General features: G+C 58.8%; 23 protein-coding genes. 7 read left to right on the forward strand and 16 right to left on the reverse strand.

Features of this window, described 5'->3' with window-relative positions; all coding sequences use genetic code 11:
• Nucleotides 1–85: 85 nt before the first annotated feature.
• From FS804_RS20415 to phrB, 3 genes are read left to right on the forward strand one after another with little or no spacing between them, the layout of a single operon-like run.
• The gene (locus FS804_RS20415; protein ID WP_144578701.1) at nucleotides 86–553 is read left to right on the forward strand and encodes an Lrp/AsnC family transcriptional regulator; all 468 of its coding nucleotides are present in this window, start codon (nucleotides 86–88) and stop codon (nucleotides 551–553) included.
• 60 nt (nucleotides 554–613) lie between these two features.
• Nucleotides 614–1174 (forward strand): GNAT family N-acetyltransferase, encoded by a 561-nt coding sequence (locus FS804_RS20420; protein ID WP_144578702.1) that lies wholly within the window; start codon nucleotides 614–616, stop codon nucleotides 1172–1174.
• Between the two features lie 47 nt (nucleotides 1175–1221).
• Nucleotides 1222–2745 (forward strand): (6-4)DNA photolyase, encoded by a 1524-nt coding sequence (phrB, locus tag FS804_RS20425; protein ID WP_144578703.1) that lies wholly within the window; start codon nucleotides 1222–1224, stop codon nucleotides 2743–2745.
• 53 nt (nucleotides 2746–2798) lie between these two features.
• On the opposite strand, the gene FS804_RS20430 is transcribed toward phrB, so the two are convergent.
• The 11 genes from FS804_RS20430 to FS804_RS20480 form a co-directional block, all read right to left on the reverse strand.
• Entirely contained in the window at nucleotides 2799–3212 is a 414-nt protein-coding gene (locus FS804_RS20430; RefSeq protein ID WP_186376932.1) for a curlin, read from the reverse strand.
• Between the two features lie 166 nt (nucleotides 3213–3378).
• Nucleotides 3379–3777, reverse strand: a complete 399-nt coding sequence (gene csgH, locus FS804_RS20435; protein ID WP_144578705.1) for a curli-like amyloid fiber formation chaperone CsgH — start codon at nucleotides 3775–3777, stop codon at nucleotides 3379–3381.
• Between the two features lie 62 nt (nucleotides 3778–3839).
• Nucleotides 3840–4277 (reverse strand): curlin, encoded by a 438-nt coding sequence (locus FS804_RS20440; RefSeq protein WP_063951815.1) that lies wholly within the window; start codon nucleotides 4275–4277, stop codon nucleotides 3840–3842.
• Between the two features lie 139 nt (nucleotides 4278–4416).
• On the reverse strand, nucleotides 4417–5226 hold the full coding sequence (locus tag FS804_RS20445; RefSeq protein ID WP_144578706.1) for a cyclase family protein: 810 nt from the start codon (nucleotides 5224–5226) through the stop codon (nucleotides 4417–4419).
• Nucleotides 5227–5322: 96 nt separating this feature from the next.
• Nucleotides 5323–6435 (reverse strand): FAD binding domain-containing protein, encoded by a 1113-nt coding sequence (locus tag FS804_RS20450; protein WP_144578707.1) that lies wholly within the window; start codon nucleotides 6433–6435, stop codon nucleotides 5323–5325.
• 80 nt (nucleotides 6436–6515) lie between these two features.
• Nucleotides 6516–7763 carry an oxalate decarboxylase family bicupin gene (locus FS804_RS20455; RefSeq protein WP_144578708.1) on the reverse strand — a complete coding sequence of 416 codons (1248 nt, stop codon included), beginning with the start codon at nucleotides 7761–7763 and terminating at the stop codon, nucleotides 6516–6518.
• A 1-nt stretch (nucleotide 7764) separates the two neighbouring features.
• Entirely contained in the window at nucleotides 7765–8220 is a 456-nt protein-coding gene (locus FS804_RS20460) for a hypothetical protein (RefSeq protein ID WP_144578709.1), read from the reverse strand.
• Nucleotides 8221–8515: 295 nt separating this feature from the next.
• Nucleotides 8516–8890, reverse strand: a complete 375-nt coding sequence (locus FS804_RS20465; RefSeq protein ID WP_144578710.1) for a response regulator transcription factor — start codon at nucleotides 8888–8890, stop codon at nucleotides 8516–8518.
• Nucleotides 8891–8955: 65 nt separating this feature from the next.
• Nucleotides 8956–9612: a response regulator transcription factor gene (locus FS804_RS20470; RefSeq protein WP_144578711.1), complete on the reverse strand. Its 657-nt coding sequence runs from the start codon at nucleotides 9610–9612 to the stop codon at nucleotides 8956–8958.
• On the reverse strand, nucleotides 9605–11185 hold the full coding sequence (locus FS804_RS20475; RefSeq protein WP_144578712.1) for a sensor histidine kinase: 1581 nt from the start codon (nucleotides 11183–11185) through the stop codon (nucleotides 9605–9607). The genes FS804_RS20470 and FS804_RS20475 overlap by 8 nt, the downstream gene beginning before the upstream one ends.
• 245 nt (nucleotides 11186–11430) lie before the next feature.
• The gene (locus FS804_RS20480; protein ID WP_144578713.1) at nucleotides 11431–13725 is read right to left on the reverse strand and encodes an FdhF/YdeP family oxidoreductase; all 2295 of its coding nucleotides are present in this window, start codon (nucleotides 13723–13725) and stop codon (nucleotides 11431–11433) included.
• Between the two features lie 414 nt (nucleotides 13726–14139).
• Between FS804_RS20480 and FS804_RS20485 the strand changes: the two genes are divergently transcribed.
• From FS804_RS20485 to FS804_RS20500, 4 genes are all read left to right on the forward strand, one after another.
• The gene (locus FS804_RS20485) at nucleotides 14140–14658 is read left to right on the forward strand and encodes a Dps family protein (RefSeq protein WP_144578714.1); all 519 of its coding nucleotides are present in this window, start codon (nucleotides 14140–14142) and stop codon (nucleotides 14656–14658) included.
• Between the two features lie 18 nt (nucleotides 14659–14676).
• The gene (locus tag FS804_RS20490) at nucleotides 14677–15657 is read left to right on the forward strand and encodes an alpha/beta fold hydrolase (RefSeq protein WP_144578715.1); all 981 of its coding nucleotides are present in this window, start codon (nucleotides 14677–14679) and stop codon (nucleotides 15655–15657) included.
• 65 nt (nucleotides 15658–15722) lie between these two features.
• Entirely contained in the window at nucleotides 15723–15920 is a 198-nt protein-coding gene (locus tag FS804_RS20495) for a hypothetical protein (RefSeq protein WP_144578716.1), read from the forward strand.
• 119 nt (nucleotides 15921–16039) lie between these two features.
• Entirely contained in the window at nucleotides 16040–16243 is a 204-nt protein-coding gene (locus tag FS804_RS20500) for a hypothetical protein (RefSeq protein ID WP_063951749.1), read from the forward strand.
• 152 nt (nucleotides 16244–16395) lie between these two features.
• On the opposite strand, the gene FS804_RS20505 is transcribed toward FS804_RS20500, so the two are convergent.
• The 5 genes from FS804_RS20505 to FS804_RS20525 form a co-directional block, all read right to left on the reverse strand.
• Nucleotides 16396–17718, reverse strand: a complete 1323-nt coding sequence (locus FS804_RS20505) for an epoxide hydrolase family protein (RefSeq protein ID WP_144578717.1) — start codon at nucleotides 17716–17718, stop codon at nucleotides 16396–16398.
• A 197-nt stretch (nucleotides 17719–17915) separates the two neighbouring features.
• Nucleotides 17916–19334 (reverse strand): aldehyde dehydrogenase family protein, encoded by a 1419-nt coding sequence (locus tag FS804_RS20510; RefSeq protein WP_144578718.1) that lies wholly within the window; start codon nucleotides 19332–19334, stop codon nucleotides 17916–17918.
• A gap of 309 nt (nucleotides 19335–19643) precedes the next feature.
• Entirely contained in the window at nucleotides 19644–20060 is a 417-nt protein-coding gene (locus FS804_RS20515) for an organic hydroperoxide resistance protein (protein ID WP_063951752.1), read from the reverse strand.
• Nucleotides 20061–20200: 140 nt separating this feature from the next.
• Nucleotides 20201–21517 carry a HAMP domain-containing sensor histidine kinase gene (locus tag FS804_RS20520; protein WP_144578719.1) on the reverse strand — a complete coding sequence of 439 codons (1317 nt, stop codon included), beginning with the start codon at nucleotides 21515–21517 and terminating at the stop codon, nucleotides 20201–20203.
• Entirely contained in the window at nucleotides 21514–22254 is a 741-nt protein-coding gene (locus FS804_RS20525) for a response regulator (protein ID WP_144578720.1), read from the reverse strand. The genes FS804_RS20520 and FS804_RS20525 overlap by 4 nt, the downstream gene beginning before the upstream one ends.
• Nucleotides 22255–22302: the final 48 nt, after the last annotated feature.

Consider the following 22302-nt stretch of genomic DNA (forward strand, 5'->3'; position numbering starts at 1 on the left):
GCAAGGCATCATTGATCGGCAGCGTTTCTGTATGCCTTGGTGCAGGAATAATGCTCTTTATGGGGTGAACACGCAGGAATTGTGCATGACCGATATCGATAGAGCCGACCGGGCGTTGCTCGAAGCCGTTCAGAAGAACAACCGTCTGACCTCGGAGGAGTTGGCAAAGATCGTCAACCTCTCGCCAACCGCGTGCCAACGGCGCCTCAAACGCCTGCGTGAAGAGGGGGTGATCGAAGCAGATGTCGCCATCGTCTCGCCGAAGGCGGTGGGCCGCGGCATTACGATGATCGTACTCGTTTCGCTTGAGCGTGAGCGCGCCGATATCGTCGATCGCTTCAAGGCGGCTATCCGCGCGACCCGCGAAGTCATGATCGGTTATTACGTCACGGGCGACGCTGATTTCATTCTGGTCATCACCGCCAGGGACATGGAGGACTACGAGGCTTTCACCCGCCGGTTCTTTTATGAGAACCACGATATCAAGGGCTTCAAGACCATGGTCGTCATGGATCGTGTAAAGGCCGGATTTTCCTTTCCGATCGAGGTTTGACGACTTGCGGTTCACAAGTCTCGCTACCAGATGTCCGGGATTGCTAAAAAGGCCCGATGAATGTTTCCTGAAACCTCTCTCCCCATCCAGACCGGGCGGCTGACCCTCCGCCCTTTCCAGTTTGCGGATTTCGATGCCTATGCCGAGTATCATAAGCGCAGCGACGTCTATCGATTCCTCTATTCTTCGCCGCCATCGGCCGAAGCTTTGGAAGCGCAGTTTTCAAAAGCCCTTTCGACTGCTTTCGAGAAGGACGGAGACACGCTGCGACTTGCTGTTATGCGAGATGCGGATTCCGCACTCGTTGGTGAGGTTCTTCTAAAGATTGCCAGCGTGAGCGCGCTGCAGGCCGAAATCGGCTATATCTTCAACCCGGCATTTTCCGGACAAGGCTATGCCACGGAAGCAGTGAGAGCGATGATCACGCTCGGCTTCAAGGCGCTTGGTTACCACCGCATTTTTGCACGACTTGATGCCTTGAATCATGGATCGATCGGTGTCGTTGAGCGTTTGGGCATGCGCAAGGAAGCGCATCTCATCGAGAACGATCGGTTCGACGGTTTATGGGGTGACGAGTTCATCTATGCGGTGTTGAACAGAGAGTGGGCATCCACTTCGTGATCAGTTGCAGGGTGGCCTGAAGGTCGCCCGTTTTAAGGAAGTCGCGCGTGTCCCGTCTCATCTTGATCCTCGGGGATCAATTGTCGCCTTCGATTTCCTCGCTTGATGGCGTTGATAAAGAACAAGATACGCTACTGCTTTGTGAGGTGATGGCAGAGGCGACCTATGTTGGTCACCACAAGAAGAAGATTGCATTCATCTTCTCGGCGATGCGGCACTTTGCCGAAGAATTGCGCGAAGCAGGCTATCGGGTGCGCTACACGACAATCGATGATGAAGACAATGCGGGCTCCTTTACCGGCGAAGTCAGACGAGCGGTAACCGTCATCGATCCATTGGCAATTTGCGTGACCGAGGCCGGCGAATGGCGCGTCAAGTCCGAACTCGAGAGTTTAGAGGGTGCCGTCGGCGTGCCGGTCGAAATCAGGCCGGATACGCGGTTTCTCGCAACGCAGGACGAGTTTCGAGACTGGGCCGACGGTCGAAAAAGCCTGACGATGGAGTATTTCTACCGCGAGATGCGGCGAAAGACAGGACTGTTGATGCAGGGTGACGAGCCTGTCGGCGGGCGCTGGAATTTCGACGCGGAGAACCGCAATCCGGCAAAGCCAGACCTACTGAGGCCCAAACGTCTGGTCGTAGAGCCGGATGAGATCACCAAAGAGGTCCTTGGAACAGTCGATGCACTGTTTTCGGAAAACTTCGGCACGCTGAAAAATTTCCGTTTCGCCGTGACGCGCAAGGATGCGGAGCGCGTCATGACGTCCTTTATCGAGGATTTTCTTCCGAACTTCGGCGCGACGCAGGACGCCATGCTGCAGGATGATCCCTATCTCAATCACTCTCTCCTGTCGTTCTACATCAATTCTGGCCTGCTCGACGCCTTGGACGTCTGCAAGGCTGCAGAGCGCGCCTATCATGAGGGCGCAGCGCCGCTAAACGCCGTCGAAGGTTTCATCCGCCAGATCATCGGCTGGCGGGAATATATGCGCGGCATTTACTGGTTTGCAGGACCGGACTATGTCGAAATGAATTTCTTTGGCAACGACAGGCCGCTGCCGGGATTTTACTGGACGGGCAAGACGCACATGAACTGCATGGCGATCGTGATCAGGGAAACCATGGAAAATGCTTATGCGCATCATATTCAGCGCCTGATGATCACGGGCAATTTTGCGCTGCTGGCCGGCATTGATCCGAAGGCCGTTCATCAATGGTATCTGGAGGTTTACGCAGATGCCTATGAATGGGTCGAACTGCCTAATGTGGTCGGCATGAGCCAGTTCGCCGATGGCGGGTTTCTGGGCACGAAACCCTACGCTGCCAGCGGAAACTACATCAATCGCATGTCTGACTATTGCAGCACCTGCCGCTACGATCCAAAAGAGCGTCTGGGGGAGAATGCCTGTCCGTTCAATGCGCTTTATTGGGATTTTCTCGCTCGCAACCGAGACAAGCTGAAATCGAACCATCGTCTCGCGCAGCCCTATGCCACGTGGGCCCGCATGAGCGAGGATGTGCGCCACGATCTCAGGGCGAAAGCAGCAAGGTTCCTTGCCAGGCTGAGCTGACACCGCGCCGAAAGCGGCCGGCGATATCAGCTCAGGCCCGGCAATTCCATTCTTTACCAGCCATAGCTGAAGGTGAGGCCGCTGCCGTTGTCGCCATCCTGCACCACATTGGTGTCGGTATTCCGGCCATATTGAAAGATGCCATAGGCATTGTTGTTGCCGTTCTGCTGCAGCGTTGCCGAATGGCCATTTCCGCGTTGACGGATAAAACCAAGGTTGCCACCACCGTTCTGGGCGATGCCCGCTGCATTGCCGCGACCGAGCTGTTTGATGTCGGCGTTCTTGAAGTTTCGATAGAGGGAGTAGGCCCGGATTCCTGTCGAGAGGAGGTCGCCGTTCGGCCCATCGGTTGGCGCAAGGTTGAAGGAGATGCTGCCGCCGGCATGGGCGGGCGTGGAAAGCACAGCCGGCGCGAGGCCGCCGGCAAGCAGGGTAACGGCCATTATTTTCAACATGTTGCGAGCCATTGTTATCTCCATCTGTGAGCGGCCTGTCGATGGTCCGACTATTGCATTGTCTAACTGAACCCGACTGGAACCGGCCGTTCAGATGTCGTTCAGCGCTCGGTGGCGACAACACGAAAAGGACGCCGAAGCCGGCGTCCTTTTCTGGTCATATCTTGGCGATGACTGACTAATAGCCGCCGCCCGTGCTGGTGCAGGTGAAGGTCTTGCCATCGATTGTAAGATCCAGCACCGCTTTGTAACGCGATCCCGCGGCATCAAGCATCACTGAACTCAACAACTGCGAGCCTCCTGCTGCGGCGCTGAAATCACCGCCTTGACTGATGAGGGAACTGCCGCCGCCGCCTGATTTTTCAATGCGGAACGTGTAGGTGCCTGTTTCCTTGGGGTCTGCGTTGGCGAAAGCCTGCAGCTTCACCATGCCCGTCTGCGGCGTCGCCTTGATGGCGCAGACTTTATCGGCTGCGGGCTCCTTTGCTGTCGAGATTGCCGCAAGGGCGCCGACGGGGAGCATTGCGAGCGCAATGAATGCTGCCAGCGGGCGTGTACGTCTGACGCGATGGGGCATGGTAGTCTCCCTGATGAGCGGGTGTTTTGATCTCGACCATTTTGACGTCGCTGCGGCTGCCGTTACGGGCACGCCTGCACAAAAGCAGCCACATTGTCATTGCCGCCCTGGGCCACATTGGCGCTGCAGCCACGGCCTACCTGCACACCCGCCGCGATATTTCCATTGCCGTCCTGCGTCAGGATGGTGGTGTGATTGGAACCGAACTGGCCGATACCAGCCACGTTGCGGTTACCCGTCTGATAGGTGGAGCCGTAGTTGTCATGGCCTTCCTGCCCGACGGCGGAAAGATTGTGACGACCGTATTGATGGCCGGTAATTCTGTTGTAGCCGCCATTCTGATAGGTGCGGATGCGGTTGCCATACCCTTCCTGCGCGCCGCCCGCCGAGTTGGACCAGCCGTATTGTTCGATGCGCACATCGTTGGCCATGACGGGAGACGTGGCGGTAATGCCAACGAGAGCGGAAAGTGCGATTGCAACAAAAGACGTACGGATCATGACTGTCTCCTCAGGCGGATGGGACCGCGGTTGAACGTCTTTGTTGTAGACGGTCCCATCGGAATGGAAGCTGAAGAGACTATTCAGTCGCAGTTCATGCGCTGGTGCCCTCAGGGTGGGGTTGCCGAATGCGCAGGTTTCAGACCAGGGCCAGAATGCGCGCCGGTCCACCCGTTCCGCCACGATGCTTTGGTGCGCCGACAACGATGGTCGCGCCCTTGACCGGCAGAGCCTCGAGATTATTCAGGCCCTCTATACCGTAGCGCCCGGCAGGCAGCCAGGAATTGTGAACGGCGAAATCCGCTGAGTTGCCTGGATCAAGCGAGAGGGTGTCGACACCGATTGCAACCGCCTCGTGCTTCAACAGAAGATCGGTTGCCGATTTTCCGAAGCCGGGAAACGCAAATTTTCCGGCATCGTCGGTTCTGAAGGCGGGGCTTTTCACCTTGGTCGCCCACCCGGAGCGCAGAGCGACGACCGCGCCTACGGGAATGTCACCGTTGGCGGATATCCAGCGCTCTATATCCTCGGCCTCGATCGTGGAATTGGCATCTTCTTTTGCGCGGTCTGTAATGTCGATGATCACCAGCGGCGCTACGAGCTTTTGTGGCTCCAATTGGTCGACACTCGCGCCGTCCGCGCTGAAGTGAAACGGGGCATCGATGTGCGTGCCGGTGTGCTCATAGATGGTGAGTTTGTGGAGCTGGTATCCGTCCTTGGCAATATCGGCGGCCCACTCGAACGCGATGCCCGGTTTTCCGTCAAATGTTGGAAATTCCGAATCATATGTGTGGGTGAGATCGACGACCCGCGTCGGCGCCTGGGCGAGCGCCGGGGCAGCAACGCTGCCCGCCGCAACCGCCGCGACACCGGCCGCCGCGCCCTTGAAGAGCAGGCGTCGCGAAAGCATGTTCTGTTTCACATTTTCGATCACGCAATGATTGCACATGCCTCGGTCCCTCGTTGAGAACTATTCCCCGGTGGAGAGGGTAGCGCAAACGGGACATGAAGCAAGGCGGGAAGGTTGCTGATTTTTGGCCCGTGTTTACATCGCGGTTTCGGCGAGCCGCCGTCCATAAGCGGCAATGGACCTGCCCACCGGCAGGCGGGCTCTCTGATAGTGTGAGAGGGCGCCGGGCAAATCCTCGGTTTGCCGCAGGGCATCGCGTAACGCCATTGCGTCGCCTGCGGCCTTGGAAACGCCCATGGCCGTGTGAGGGCGCACGACAAAGGCGGCATCTCCGACCAGCGCGATACGCTGCGACACCACTTGTTCGGCCTCATAGTCAAAAATACCCTGGATGGACGGGGTTTCCTCAGCTACCACCGCGAGCGCCAATTGCGGCGGCAGAAGCGAAAAGGCGTCTTCGCGCAATTGCTTTCGGCGGTACTCCGACAGTTCGCCGCGCGGCAAGGAATGTTGGAAAAGCCTGCCGTCACGGCCGGTGAAGGTTCGAGCAAGCTCATCCGCCGCTGTCGGACGATACCAGACCCAGTTGTAGCGGCGCTGTCCCTGCCGCGTTTCGCCACGTGGCCCCGGTACAAGATAACCGAGAACATGAACTCCGGGCGCGATGTAGAAGGCGAAACGGTCCAGCAGCAGGGCTGCATCGGCAGGCAATTTCGTTTCGGGGATGAGCCCGCGCCAGGCGACATAGCCTGCATAGGCATTTTCTGAACGACGGTTGACGGCACCTCGGACTGCCGAACCCAAACCATCCGCGCCGATTACCAGATCGGCACGTTCGTCCGTGCCGTCGGCGAATGACAATATCACCCCTTCGGGACCTTCCCGGACCGCATTGACATGATGGCCGAGACGATAGGTGTCGGCAAGGAGGCGCGAGGACACGCGTTCAAAGAGGTAGTCCCACGACACTTGCATCTGCGGCGTGTTTTGGCGCTGGGCCACGCGGCCACCGGCATCGAGGTAGATGCGTTCCTTCGCGACCACACCGACATGGGCAACGTCTTCGCAGCCGATCTGGCCGAGAACCTCAAACAGCTCCTGCTGAGGCACCAGTCCCGCGCCACGCCCGGCGAGGCCGGACGATGAGCGTTCGTATAGTCTCACATCGTGCCCGTCCTCCTGAAGCAATATCGCCGTAAAGAGGCCGGCAAGCGAGCCGCCGGCGATCCGGATTGTCAATGGTTTCATGGCCCGTTCCTATCTTTCGAGTTTTGTATTGGTGAGGAACGACCGGCGGATCGGGTCTGCCGAAACGCCGGTCGATTTCTTCAGCCGGGCATGATCGCAGGCTGGTCGGCGGGAAAATTCGCCACATCCTCAATGCTGACGTTCAGATGCTGCGCCACCAGCGCCGGCGGGGTGTGCGTCAGCCAGGACGACAGGCTGACCTCCTGGTATTCGGCGGCCTTGAAGACCGCGACGAATTGCAGATCGGTCTTCCCGGTGTTTTCGATGATGTGGCCCTGGCTTCTTTTCACGTAACCAATATCGCCTGCACGGAAATCTGCGGTCTGGCTGCGTGGCCCCGCGTCGAACACGGTCATCCGGCCTTCACCCTTGATCCAGTATTGCCATTCGTCCGCATTGGGGTGCCAGTGCATTTCACGCACGCCGCCCGGCTTGATCGTTTCGATGGCGGCGGCAATGGTTTTGGAAACGGTAAAGGCGCTGCTATCCGCAAGGCGAATGACGCCGGCTGCGTTTTCCTTCAGTGGTTTTGATGTCCCGAGTTTGTAGGTGAAAGGGAAAGGAGGGAGACCAGCTCCGGCAACGGCTTCCTGATCCCTGGAGAGCGGTCCCGGCTCCTTCCCCTGAAAAATCCAGAGGTTCTGCAGCGGAATGTTGCGGAAGACGTCCGGCGCGACCCCGAAATTCTTGGCCAGCAGTTCGGGTGAGGTATGCGCCAGCCAGTCGGTCAGCAGCAAGGTGCCGTATTCGGACTGGTCGCCTTCATCGAACACGATGACGAACTCGCATCCGTCAGGACCGATCCCTTGCAGCGAATGGGGATAGCCGGCCGGAAAATACCAGAGATCACCAGCCTCGACGTCCTGCACATAAGCGCGACCCTGCGTATCGAGCACGGTGATGCGGCAACGCCCGTTGGTCATGATCGCCCATTCTGCCGCGCGGTGCCAGTGCATCTCGCGAATGCCGCCTGGTCCCAGCCGCATGTTGACGCCGGAGACGGCATCCGAAATCGCGAAGTCCGACTTGGTCACCTGGCGGGCCCAGCCGCCGTTCTGGATACGTTTGGCGGCGTTGTTGAACGAGCCCCAGAAAAGCTGCATGTCGCCGACATCGGTCGCCGGTGGGCTCTGGAAAGACGGAAACTGGTCGTTCATCGCAGGGTTCTTCGGGCCGGGATCGCTGACGCTGGCGGCATTGGCATTGATTGCTCCCTCTGCAGGCAGATCGGGATTGCCGAACGATGCTGCTCCGGCCGTGCTGGCGGCAAGGGCGGTGCCGCCGACGGCGCCGATTGCGAGGACTGCGCGTCTGGTCAACGTTTCCATTTCAGAACTCCTTGTTCATGGCGAATTGGGAGGAGGTATCGATAGGGTGGGGTTGCGATGCGAGCTGGAGCACCGCGATGCGGTCGATCAGCTCGGCATTGAAGAGGCGGTGTTGCAACTGACAAAAGGCTCTGGGATCGAACGTGTCGTTCCGGTCCGTCTTCTGGGCGGCGCGAGTGGCGACGCAGGACGTCCTGTCCATTACCGGAACAGCCACGCCTTCGGGCGCATCGCTGTCGGCCGCGGAAAGTCCGGCGAGCCCGTCAATCGTCTGCGGCGTGACGATGCGGAAGCCGCTCGCCGATGCGACCTCTTCGGAGGCCGCAAGCGCCGGTTCGGTATTCCTGATCAGGAGAGCATTGCCACCGAGCACCGCACCCGCTCCCAATGCCAACACCGTTGCGACTTTGAGATGACGAGGTCTGCGCTCGTCTGCATTCTGACTGATGGAGGTCATGCCCTGCTCCACAAATAGGGTGATGGTGTCGCAAGGACCGTCCACAAGGGAGGCGCTTGACTGGAACAAAGGCTACGGCGGAGTGGATGCGCCGGCATCTATACAGAGGTCTAGTTCGTATAGCGGAAGGTGTTGGCGGCAGGACAAATGCCGAAAGGCATTTGCTCAACGGCAAAATATGCTCGGACGGCAGCGCGTCGGAGCATGAAGTCGTCACGGATGTTCATCGGATGGGAGCGGTCAGCGCGATGGAAGGTTGTCCAGTCGCCGATTGCGGCCGAGCGGCATGCTGCGGTCAGGGCCGCTCGCCGAGAACGGATTCCAGGCATCCGATCAGATTGCCGATATTGACCGGCTTGCGAAGAAAGGCCAAAGCGCCGCCGCTCAGGGCAGCATTCCGGGTGCGTTCATCCTCGTAGGAGGTTACGAAGATCATCGGCGGATGGCTGCCGCGCCGATTGAGCTCGCTCTGCAGCTCGATGCCGGACAGACCGGGCATTTTCACATCTACGACGATGCAGTCGATGCCCGCCTGCTGCTGCGACTCCAGAAAATGCTCGGCGGATGCGAACAGGCGGCATTCGTAACCGAAGGACATGATGAGATCATCCATGGCTTCACGGATGGCTGGATCGTCGTCGACGACGGCAATGACGGGAACGGGGGGCAATGAAAGCGACCTTTTCTGTTATCTTTCTTCCTCTATGCGCTCAGGCCCATTTGAAAGATACCATACTAAGATACAGGTGGTCGGAACTTCTCGCCGATCAGTTCCGCTTTCCGAACGAGGTCGGCGACCGATCTGGCCTCCATTTTGCGCATGACATTGCCCCTGTGCAATTTCACGGTGACTTCGCTGATACCGAGTTCGTAAGCGATCTGTTTGTTCATCAGGCCGCGGACAACGGCCCCCATGACCTCGCGCTCCCTTGGCGTCAGCTGCTCGGCAAGGGAGCTGACGGCCTCGTTCTGGGCGCTTTCGCGGCGTCGCGACGCGTCCCGCTCCATCGCCTGCGCGACGGCATCCAGAATGTCCTGTTCCTTGAACGGCTTGGTCAGAAAATCGACCGCTCCCGCTTTCATTGCTCGCACGCTCATCGGAATATCACCGAAGCCGGTCATGAAAATGATCGGCATCCTGTTACCCACGCGTTCCAGCTGCATCTGGAAATCAAGACCGCTCGTGCCCGGAAGCCGCACGTCCAGCAGCAGGCAGCCGTGCCGGTCCAGATTGGCTTTTTCCAGGAAAGCGGCGGCGCTGTCGAAAGCTTCGACGTCGAATTTCATGGAGCGGAAAAGATCGGTAAGGGCTTCCCGCATCGACACGTCGTCATCGACGATGAAGACGACGGGTGAGGGCGGCTCCTTCGTTGTCTTGCGTGGCTCAGGCATGTTCGATCTCCTGGCTGATCGGCATGGAAATGGTAAAGACCGCCCCTCCGAGAGGATGATTGTCTCCGGTAAGCCTGCCGCCCCGTGCTTCCAGTGTCGTGCGGCAGATGGAAAGCCCCATGCCCATTCCCGTCTCCTTCGTCGTGAAAAAGGGTGAAAACAGCTTGTCTTTCATCTGAAGGGGGAAACCAGGCCCGTTGTCGCGAACCGCAATCCGAATATTGTCGCTGTCTTCACGTTCCTTCCGTACCGTGATGGTGCGATTGCCGATGCCTGCCTCGTCCATGGCCTGAATGGCATTGGTGAATAGGTTGATGAGAACCTGCTGCAATTCGATCCTGACGGCCGTTATCGGCGGTGTGGCCTGTTTTTCCATATGGACCGTGGTCCCGCTGCGTTCCAGCTCATGTTCGAGAAGGCTGAGTGTTTCATCGATGAATTCATCGAGGTCGAAGGTTTCCACTTTGCCGCTGGTATGGGCGAGCAGGCTACGCGTGTTCTGGATGATGTCACTCGCCCTCTGGCCGTCGCGGATCATGCGTTCGGCCGAGCGGCGGGCGGCCGCGAGATCGGGCGGATCGCGATCGAGCCAGCGCAGCAATGTCTGCGCATTGACGATGATGGCGCCGAGCGGCTGGTTCAATTCGTGGGAGAGCGATGCGGACATGGCTCCGACGGCCGCCGCCTTGGACGCCTTTGTCAGTTCCGCCTGTGCTTCTGCCAGCGCCTTCAGCTCCATTTCGCGTTGGGTGATATCCACCATGCTGACCACCACGCGGTTGAAGGACGCCGCTTCCGCAGGAAAACTGATGGAAAGAAGTACCAGCTTATCTACGCCGCTGTCGGTCCGCACCATAACCTTGTCTTCAAAGACACGCCGGTTGTCGATAATCGCCTGCAACACATCAACGAACTTGCCGGTGGATGAAACGATCGATTGCTGAAGGGTGCCGCGAATAGAGGAATCGTAACCCAGCATTTCCTTTCCGGCTTCATTCGATGCAACGACCGTGATGAGATCGATGCATTGCTGCGTAAAACCCGAATTGGCGCGGGCATGGGCCCGCATGTCGGTGATGCCCCGCTGCTTGAGGCTCATCAGCAAGGCGTGAAGCTTCGAATAGTCGCGTTCCCAAAGTGCAACGCGCGTACGGTCGAAAATGGAGCGATAACGCTCCTCGCTTTCCTTCAGCGCCGCATTGGCTGACAACATTGCCAGCCGGGCGGTCTCGGTTTTCAAAAGCAGCACGGTCGTGACGGCAAGTGCTGCAAGGGCGACGACCAACCGAAGCGCCGATTGAAAATCCGCGTCATCTGCGTGTGTCGCGGCATAGGACAGGAGGGAAAGAATGGCGCAGGCGCAGGAAATCACGATCAGTCCCGACCAGCTTACAGTCTGCGCGGCCAAAAGGACCGTGATGACATAAAGCACCGCGATCGCGCCTTCTATGTCGGTATAGGTATCAACGTAAAATACCGCGGCCGCCAGCGCCAGCGCCCCAAGGCCAAAAGCCAGATGGTGCGCTCTACCTTCAGGTTCGCGCGCGCGAAACATCCTTGACGCAATCGACATTGTTCCCCCGATGCGATTTTTGCCGACAATACGGTTTTTTCAGCACAACCTGACCTATACATAGGTCTTGGTTGCCACCGTCGTCGAAACATCAGGATAGCGGGAAATGGATGCGGCGCTATATGCAAAAATCAGCATGTAGGACCCTCGTCCACAGGCCATGACTATGGCCCGATAAGACATCTGATACAGGCGACAGCAAAAACGCGCAACGACCGCTGCGTTGCGCGCCGGTGTTTCGCGCCTCAGATTGCTGCTGCACTTACCGTAATAGGCACGCCCTTGTACGAGGGCGTTCCCGAAAGGCGGTCGTAATGGCCGAGCGCTACCACCGCATTCATCTCGGGGTAGTAACCAGCGGCGGAACCCTTCGGTATGTTATATTCCACAACCGTGAAACCCTTCACGAGGTGGCGTTCCTCACTTTCTTTGCCGATGCCGCTGATATCGATGCGGTCGCCATCTTTCAGGCCGCGTGCGGCGAGGTCTTGCCTGTTCATGAAGATGATGTCTCTTCGGCCAAACACGCCGCGGTAACGATCGTCCATCCCATAGATCGTCGTATTGTACTGATCATGGCTGCGGATGGTGGTCAGAACCAGGGCTTCCGGATTGGAGATGAGTGGATCCTCTTCCAGCCCGGTGGCCACAAGGAAATTGGCCTTGCCGCTCTCCGTATTCCATCGACGGAAGGAGGCGGCGACATCGAGGCGGAAGCCACCTTTGACGCGGACACGGCTGTTGAAATCCCTGAAGTCCGGAAAAACCTCTTCAATCTTGTCGCGGATGCGGTCGTAATCGGCAATCAGCCAGTCCCAGTCGATGCCATGGCGGTTTCCGAGGGTCGCCTTGGCGATACCGGCGATGATGGCTGGTTCAGACCGCACCAATTCGCTCGGGGGCTTAAGGAAACCGCGCGACGCATGCACCATCGACATGGAGTCTTCCACTGTCACCGCCTGCGGGCCAGAGGCCTGCGTATCCAGATCGGTGCGACCAAAACAGGGCAGGATCAACGATGTCCGTGCGGTCAAAAGGTGGGAGCGGTTCAGCTTTGTCGCGATGTGGACAGCAAGATCGAGTTTGCGCATGCCCTCGAAGGTCGCGCCAGTATCCGACATGGCGACAGCGAGGTTTCCACCAAGGCAGATGAGGGCCCGGGATTTTCCGGCGATGATTGCCTCCACGGCCTCAATCGCATTGTGACCCTTTTCTTCAGGGGGCCGAAATCCGAAAGCGCGTTCCATCCCTTCCAACAGCGCCTTGTTCGGGATTTCGGTGATGCCGACGGTGCGATCTCCCTGGACATTGGAGTGGCCACGAATGGGCGCTATCCCCGCGCCCGGGCGGCCCATATTGCCACGCAGCAGCAGGAGATTGGCAATTTGCTGCACATTGCTTGTCCCCTTGGCATGCTGCGTGATGCCCATGCCGTAACAGATGATGACATTCGAGGCGTTGACATAAATCCTTGCGACGCTCTCTATCGCCTCCTTCGTCAGCCCGCTGACGGAGCAGATCGTATCCCATGAGGTTGCGTCAATGTCGGCGCGCAGTGCGTCCAGGCCCGTGGTATGCTGTTCAATGAAATCGCGGTCCAGTACGCCAGTCTGGCCGGCCTGAAGGCTCTCTGCATCGAGGTCTAACACGGCCTTCATGATACCCTTAAGGGCTGCAAGATCGCCGCCGGTGCGCAGCTGGTGATAGGCGGAGGCGATCGGCGTTGAGGAAAGCGTCGCCATTTCGATCGGGTCCTGCGGCGCCGCGAAACGTTCCAGCGCCCGTTCCTTCAAAGGGTTAAAGACGACGATCGGTACGCCGCGTTTTGCGGCATTATGTAGCGTCGTCATCATGCGTGGATGATTGGTGCCCGGATTATGGCCAAAACTGAAGATCGCATCGGCATGATCGAAATCCTCGAGCGTCACCGTGCCTTTGCCAACGCCGATGGACTTCGGAAGGCCAACGCTGGTGGCCTCGTGGCACATGTTGGAACAGTCAGGGAAATTATTTGTCCCATAGGCACGCACGAAAAGCTGATAGAGAAACGCCGCCTCGTTGGACGCCCGGCCGGAAGTGTAGAATTCCGCCTTGTTGGGATCATCAAGTCTGTTAAGTTCCTGCGCGATCAGAAGGAAGGCGTCGTCCCAGGCTATGGGCTCATAGCGATCGCTCGCGGCATTGTAATAGAGGGGAAGGGTCAGTCGACCGGCATCCTCAAGCTTGTGATCCGTCCATTGCCACAGTTCGGAAACCGTATGTTGCGCGAAGAACTCCGGGCCGGATCGTTTTGCGGTCGATTCCCAGGTGATGGCCTTGGCGCCGTTCTCACAGAATTCGAAGGATGAGGTGTGTTTGGGGTCTGGCCAGGCGCAGCCGGGACAGTCAAAACCCTCGGGCTGATTGGCCTTGAGCAGCGTCTTGGTGCCCTGCGCGATGATCTGCTGGTGGGCGAGCGTTTTCGCGACCGCTTTTAACGCATCCCAGCCGCCAGCAGGATGATCGTATCTCTCAATACCTTCAGGCCGTTCTTCCGCCATGTCAGATTTCCTTCGATTTCGCTGATTGACTGTTGCCGTGCCCGATGACGCTAACGCACCTGCGCAAGCGTAAACATCATACTCAGGCATAGGTTGCCTCAACAGCCGAGGGCAAAATGAAAAAGGCCGCCTCCTGTGACAGGGGCGGCCTTGGCGGATCGGGAGGGGAGATCCGCGCCTCCGGGGAGGGGACACCGGAGGCTTCTGGCTTCTGCGAGCCAATCGCCTTGGGGCGGGGCGATTGGCAAACCCTATCTCGGGGACCACCTGGCCGAAACTACACTTAGGTATCGGGTGGACTGTACCAGCAGCCGATTTCTCCGGACCCATTCTTCTCCCTATTCTCCGTGTCGATCATACAGCCGCAACAGGGGCGCTCAACAACGGGCGGTCGATTGCAAAAGGAGACCGATGATGGACACGACCACAGCTACCAAAAACCGCAAGCTTCCACTCGCAACCCCGACCGATCTCGGAGCCGAAGCGAGCCGCGACATCGCCGCTGCGCTGGCCGCGCTTCTAGCGGATGTCTTCACGCTCTACATCAAGACCAAGAACTTCCACTGGCATGTTTCCGGCCCGCATTTCCGGGACTATCACACGCTATTGGACGAGCAGGGTGCTCAAATCTTTGCGATGACTGACGACATTGCCGAAAGGGCGCGCAAGATCGGCGGTACAACCATCCGCTCAATCGGTCAGATCGGCCGCCTCCAGCGCCTTCTTGATAATGACGCCGACTTCGTCACGCCGGAGGATATGCTGGCCGAACTGCGCGAGGACAACAAGCAACTGACCGCCATCCTGCGGCAAACGCACAGCCTGACCTCCGATCTCAATGACCACGCCACGACCAGCCTGATTGAAAACTGGATCGACGAGACGGAGCGCCGCACCTGGTTCCTATTCGAAACCACCCGACGCGCGCGCTGAATCCGGCAGGAAAACGAAATGACCGACAATCCCATCGAGCTCGCAATTTCCAGACGGCATGTCCTGCTGGCCGGCGCCGCGTTTTCCACTGCAATGGCCATGCCGACGCTCGCATTTTCAAAATCCATCCCAACCCGCAATGAAGGAGCATTTCCAATGACCGAATCATTCGTAAAGACCAAGGACGGCGTCGATATCTATTTCAAGGACTGGGGTTCGAAGGATGCCCAGCCGATCGTCTTCCATCACGGCTGGCCGCTATCCTCCGACGACTGGGATGCGCAGATGCTGTTCTTCGTTCAGAACGGCTACCGCGTCGTGGCGCATGATCGTCGCGGTCACGGACGTTCTCAGCAGGTGAGCGACGGCCACGACATGGATCATTATGCCGCCGATGCATCCGCTGTTGCCGAACATCTTGATCTCAGGAACGCTGTTCATATCGGACACTCGACTGGCGGTGGTGAGGTCGCGCGTTACGTCGCAAAATTTGGCGAACCGCAGGGCCGTGTCGCCAAGGCCGTCCTCGTCTCCGCGGTTCCGCCGCTGATGCTGAAGACGCCCTCCAACCCCGGTGGCCTGCCAATCGAAGTTTTCGACAGCTTCCGCAAGGGTGTGGCCGAAAACCGCGCCCAGTTCTTCCTCGACGTGCCGACCGGGCCGTTCTACGGTTTCAACCGTCCTAACGCCAAAATCTATCCCGGTGTTATCCAGAACTGGTGGCGTCAGGGCATGATGGGCAGCGCCAAGGCCCATTATGACGGCGTGAAGGCTTTTTCCGAAACCGATCAGACCGAAGACCTGAAGGCGATCACGGTGCCGACGCTCGTTCTCCACGGCGATGACGACCAGGTCGTGCCGATCGCAGATTCGGCCGAATTGTCAGTCAAGCTTCTGAAAAACGGCACGCTGAAGGTTTACAAGGGTTATCCGCATGGCATGCTGACAACCCATGCCGACATCATCAATCCCGATCTGCTGGCCTTCGTGAAGGGCTGATCGACTAAGCGGCCGCTAGCTGGAGAAGAGGTTGGCGGCCACTATCTTGCAAGCAGGAGATTTCGATGCCTTTCAAGCCATCTTATGAAAACGCTGCCCTTCGCGACGGCATCGCAAGCCTGCCCGAGATGGAGAATATTCAGCTTGAGCTTCCTCTGTCGCAGCAGGCCGAGGCGGAAAATCGCGTCGATGCGAAGCCGGATCCTTCGAATAACGAAACGAATTTCAGGATTGATCGATGCGATTGCCGTCCTCGACCGTAGCTTATTGTAGCAATTAGAGAGGCTACATCGAGGTACCGTTTTCGGTTTCGGTGGAAAACTCTCGACACAACGCTTCTCCATCAAGTGGCGCAATATCGTATGCATGATGGAGATCCGAGATGACCAACGCAGTGTCGCTTCTGTCGATCCGCAGGGTTTTGAATGAGTTCTGCGAAGAGAACCGCCTGCCGATCAGCTGCTCGACAGCCGTCGACGCCGCAAAATACCTGATGAGGATCGCCTCCTCGGAGGCTGTGCCGGGATCAATGCTGCGATCTGCGCTGGATCAGTGGATGGCGGAACGCGTCCCGGTTGCGGCCTGAAATCTCCTGGCATCAGATATGGAAAAAGCCGTTCCTCGACTGGTGTCGAGCGACGGCTTTTTTGGTGCAGAAATGCCCAAGCGTTAAATCGGACAGCAAGACGAGGATGTGAGGAAGCGCGGTCGGGAACCGCGCTTCCAGACTGACGTCTCTCAGCGCAGTTTTCTGAAGGCGTCACGAAGCTCGCTCGAGAAAATCCCGGGCTGCTCCCAGGCGGCGAAATGTCCGCCATGATCGACCTGATGATAATAGGTCAGCGATGGATAGGCCTGCCTGCTCCAGCTCTCCGGCGCTTGGTAGATTTCCTTCGGGAAGACGGTGATGCCGACTGGGATCTTGATGTCCTTCGTCTTCTGTGCGTCCGCGCTGAAGTTGTTGTTGTTGTTTTCCCAATAGAAGCGCGCGCCGGACGCGCCGCTGTTGGTAAACCAGTAGAGAGTGATGTCGTTGAGCATTTCATCCCTGGAAAGCACGCTTTCGGGCTCGCCATTGCTGTCGCTCCATTGCGCGAATTTCTCGTAGATGAAAGATGCAAGACCGACAGGGGAATCCGACAAGGAATAGCCGATCGTCTGCGGTCTTGTCACCATCATTGCGCCATAGGCAGCGTTCCTGCCGAAAAACTCTTTGAGCGAGTCATAGGCATTTCGTTCCGGCGCAGACAGGTCCGCAGGGGCCGGATCACCGCTGTTGATGCCTTTCATGAGCGCGCCGGGAACGGTGGCCGGCATATTGAGATGGATGCCGAGCAGACCCTTTGGCGCCTGCCGGGCAAGCGCATCGGAAATGACCGAACCATGATCGCCGCCCTGGGAAACGTATCGTGTGTAGCCGAGGCGCTTCACAAGGGCGTCCCAGGCCCGCGCAACACGGTCCGGTCCCCAGCCCAGATCGGTCGGATGGCCTGAAAAACCATAGCCGGGGATGGAGGGGATGATCACGTCGAACGCGTCTTCGGCTTTGCCGCCATAAGCGGTCGGGTCCGTCAACGGGCCGATGACTTTTGTGAACTCGAAGACTGAACCCGGCCAGCCGTGGGTGAGGATGACAGGCAAGGCGTTGGGATGGCGTGAGCGGACATGAATGAAGTGGATGTCGACGCCGTCGATCCTGGTGATGAACTGCGGCAAGGCGTTGAGTTCCTTCTCGGCATTCCGCCAGTCATAGTCGCTGCCCCAGTATCGGACGAGATCCTGAACCCGCGCCAGCTGGATGCCCTGGGAAATATCACCAACGGTTTCCTTATCCGGCCAGCGCGCATTCCTGATCCTTGCCTTGAGGTCGTCAATCTGTGCCTGATCGACATGAACCTCGAACGGCCGGATGCTGTCGTCGGCAAAGGCGGTTTCGGATTGGGGTGGTTTGACAGTCTCAACCGCCAAGGCAGGGGTGAAGGCCATCAACACCGCCATTGCAGACCCAAGGACAATCGCGGTGCCGTGCCCGCCTTTTGCAGGGTGAAGAACGTCGGTCATGTTTCTCTCCATATCGATGTGTTCCGCGACCATTTCGCGTCCGAAACAGGTGGATGTTGACTGTATCCCGGCTGTTTCTTTCGACCTGCTGTTGCGTCACGAAACGTCGGTTTTCGCACGGCTGACACTTCTGGATACAAAGTCGGCCTGAAGCAGAACGGAGAGTGCGCCGGGACCGGCGCTGCAGATTTCTCGCGTTACGGGGTGAGAACGGCTCGCGGTTCGAGCATGCCGTCGAGACCGAAGGCACCGATCTCCCTGCCGATACCGGACTGCTTGAAACCGCCGAAGGGCGCGCGGGGATCATGCGGTGCGCCGTTGATGACGACGCGGCCGGCCATCAGCCTCTCGGCGATGCGTTCGGCACGTCTGAGGTCGGATCCAAGCACATAGGCTTGCAATCCGTAGTCGCTATCATTGGCGATTTTGACGGCCTCATCTTCGTCCTCATAGGCGAGAAGACACAGGACGGGACCAAAGATTTCTTCGCGGGCGATGCGCATTTCGTTCGTGACATCTGCAAAAATTGTCGGGCGGGCGAACCATCCTTTTTCAATCCCGGCTGGTCGTCCGGTTCCGCCTGTCAGCAGGGTTGCTCCTTCTTCGACACCAAGCCGGATGTAAGTCTGGATCCTCTCCCATTGGGCAAGGCTGGCGAGAGGGCCTACCCGAACCTCCGGATCACGGGGATCGCCGACTTTGAATTTTTCAGCCGCCATCCTCAACCGCTCGGCAATCTCGGGGAGACGGGACCTTGGAGCAAGGATACGGGTACCCGCGACGCAGGCCTGGCCGCTGTTTGCAAAGCCCGACATCAGGGCGACAGGTATAGCCTTGTCGAGGTCGGCATCCGGCAGGATGATGGTGGGTGCTTTGCCTCCCAGCTCCAGAACCACCCTTTTCATGCCGTCGATCGCCGCGCGCTGAATGATCTTTGCAGCCTGGGTGGAACCGGTGAAACTGACGGTCGCCACGTCGGGATCCTGCGTCAGCGCCGCACCGACCACCGGACCCGTGCCGTTGACAATGTTGAAAACCCCTGCAGGCAGGCCGGCCCGATGCAGCCTTCTCACCAGAATATCCGTCTGAAATGCACTCTGTTCGGCCGGTTTGATGACGAGGGACGAGCCTGAACCGATTGCATGCGCAAGCTTGGTGGCGATAAAGCCGAAATTGCTGTTCCAGGGCGTGATGGCGGCGAGAACGCCGCGCGGCAGCATCCTGACCGTGCTTTTGCCCACGACCCGGTCAAAGTCGTAGTTCGCGACGGTCTCAGCCATAACATCAAAAGTCGAAGCTGCATTTTGAACGGAGAAAGCCGTGAAATAAGCGGGCGCGCCGTATTCTTCGGTCATGACCTGCGTGAGCTCATCCGGTTGCTCTTCGATCGTGTCGCGCAGGCTGCGCAGCATATCGATACGCTGCGCCTTGGTGGATATTGCCATGGCGGGAAAAGCCCGTTTCGCGGCTGCCACTGCGGCCCTTGCATCATCAGCATTGCCAAGCCGGACATCGCCGATTTTTTCTTCCGTTGCCGGATTGAAAAGGTCCATCCGTTCATTGCCGTCTGGCACCACAAATTTACCGTCGATATAGATGTGTTCAATTGATCGCATTGATCTCGCCTCGTTTAAGATGGTTGGAAATCCGGCTCGTCTGGACGCCGCGGAACGCGCTGGAGGCGCGCCGGATGGGTCCAAGAAGACTTCACCGAGTTGATCAGAGGGATGGCAGGAAGAAGTGGAAAAGCGAAAACGGCTGCGGCGGGCGCCGAGCCGTTCCCTTGGGGTCACATCGATGAGACCGCGCCCAGAAGTCCCGCGAGCTGCGAGGGCTCGTCGGCTGTTGCATCATATACGCACGGTGCTGCAAATATCGCCGCAAACACGATGGCGATGACAAGCGCACGGGCGGAAACAACAGGCTTAAGCGAGCTTGAGCGTAACATCGATGTTCCCCCTGGTTGCCTTCGAATAGGGGCATATCTGATGGGCATCCTCGATGATGGCCTGTGCTACGGGACGATCGATCCCGGGCAGGCTTACCGACAGGCGAGCCTGCAGGAAGAACTCGCCGCCCGTCGTGCCGAGGTCGACTTCCGCATCGACGGCGGTGTCGGCGGGAAGCCGGAGCTGGCGTTTCGCCGCCGCCTTTGTCATGGCGCCGATAAAACACGCCGACCAGCCTGCCGCAAAAAGCTGTTCGGGATTCGTGCCCGGCTTGCCGCTGCCCGGAGGGGAGAGCTTGATGCCGAGCGCACCGTCGTCGCTTTGCGCCGATCCGTCACGGCCGCCCCTCGTGTGGGTCTTGCCGGTATAAAGAACAGTCTCGATCTTGGTCATGGGAGGCTCCTTTCATTTGCCGCTGCTGCGGCGTTTCGTGATAGGAGCTTTGTGATGGATCAGCGTATCCGGCATGTTTCCGGAAAATGCGAAACTGTATCGAAACGTAGCGGCCGACAATATCATCGGCCGACCTTTCTTCAGGGAAAAGCCACCTCGGCCGCGAGCCCTCCGCCCTGCCTGTTATAGAGGCGAACCGAGCCACCGATCGTTCCGGCGAGCTGCTGCGCGATTGCAAGTCCGAGACCTGTTCCGCCTGTGTCGCGGTTCCTCGACGTTTCAATTCGGAAGAAGGGCTGCATGGCATTTTGCAGCATCTGGTCAGGGATACCCGGTCCGCGATCCAGCACGGTTATGACCACGGCGCCTTCGGCGCGTCGGTCCACCGTGATTTCGGCGCCACCGGCAAATTTGAGGGCGTTATCTATGAAGTTCGTCAATATTCTGCGCAATGCATGCGGTTTGGTCGACGCCGTGCCGCGGACAATGCCGGAGACCGTGACGGCCTTTCCGGTATCCTGATAGTCGTAGGCGATGCTGTCGATGAAGGAAGCCAGGTCGATACGCGATGTTTTCTCGCCGTTGCCGTGAGCGCTGCGCGCATAAGCGATCCCGTCCTGCACCAGACGTTCGATTTCACGCAGGTCACTGACCAGTTTTTCCTTTTCCGGCGTATCGTCTGCCATATCGGCCCGCAACCGCATCCGGGTGATGGGCGTCTGCAGGTCGTGCGAGATCGCCGCCAGAATCTGGACGCGTTCTTCGAGATATTGCGCGACGCGATCACGCATGGCGTTGAAGGCGCGGGCGGCATGGGCAACTTCGCTTGGGCCGTTCTCGCTCATCGGCAAACCCTTCTCGCCCGGGTCGAGCGCTTCCGCTGCCGCAGCAAGCGCGCTGAGGGGCCGGGTCGTTTGCCGCACCGCAAGCCAGGTCAACAGCAGGAGAACCACCATTTGCGCAGCGAAGACATAAGGCAGCCATTCCGCCAGGGGCATCACGCCGCGCGGTGTCACGTCGATCGTCAGGGGCGAACCGTCGGATAACGTCAGATGTGCCTGAAGCCTCTTGCCGTCGCCGGGAATGGACTCGACCCTGACGGGAAACCTGTGTCCTACGGCTTCTTCGATCCTCTGAGCGATTTCCGCGCCGCGTCCGGACAAGTCGGAAACGCCGGGAAGGCCGGGGCCCAGGACGAGTTGATAGTTGCTGCGGCTGAGACGATTGACCCAGTCGGCCCGCTCACCCGCAGGCAGGCGGTCGACGATGGCAATCGAAACCGCAAGGTCTTGCTCTAGCGTGCCGAGCATGACCGCCTTGGCCGACATGTATCGTTCGGCAAAAAGGATGCTGAACGACAGGCCATAGGCGATGGCGAGGCCGGCGAACAGAATGAGAAAGAGCCTGGACCGCAACGAGCGTGGCCACCAGCCGGCAAGCAGGTGCCGATCGTTCATGTCCTTGGCTCCGAAATCTCCACCGGTACGGAAAAGACATAACCCTCCGCCCGCACCGTTTTGATGTAGGTGGGTTCCCGCGCATCATCCCCCAGCCGCTGGCGCACGCGGCTCACGAGAAGATCGATCGACCGGTCGAAGATCTCGGCATCGCGCCCCTGGGTGAGGTTCAAGAGCTGGTCGCGGTTGAGGACGCGCTGGGGATGATCGATGAAGACCCTGAGAAGTCGGTATTCAGCGCCGCTCAGGGCCACTGTCGTGCCCTCCCTGTCGAGCAGGTGGCGGCCCACGGTGTCGAGGCGCCAGTCACCAAAGGTCAAGAGCTGCCCGGCCTCGCTGATCTGCAGATTGGGAGGCAGCATCCGCGTGCGGCGCAGGATGGCCTTGATCCGCGCAAGAAGCTCCCGGGCCGCGAAGGGTTTCGACAGATAGTCGTCGGCACCCATTTCGAGCCCGATGATCCGATCCATCTCGTCGTCGCGTGCGGTGAGCATCAGCACCGGCGTGGCTTTGTGTTTCCCCGCTCGCAGCTCACGGCATAGGACCAGCCCGTCATCGCCGGGCATCATCACGTCGAGCACGATCAGATCGACGGCGTTGCCATCGAGAAAACTTCTCATCTGTCGTCCGTCGGCCGCAACGGTGGTGCGCAAGCCGTTCTTCTTCAGGTAGCTGGAGACCAGTTCCCGGATTTCCCTGTCGTCGTCAACGACAAGAATGTGATCGATATGTTCCATTGGGTGCTTTCGTCGTTCGGACGGTTCGAGTGGCCCGCTACCGCGTCA

Origin of the sequence: Agrobacterium sp. DE0009 (assembly GCF_007680755.1) — a bacterium.
In the GTDB taxonomy this organism is placed as follows: Bacteria; Pseudomonadota; Alphaproteobacteria; order Rhizobiales; family Rhizobiaceae; genus Agrobacterium; species Agrobacterium tumefaciens_B.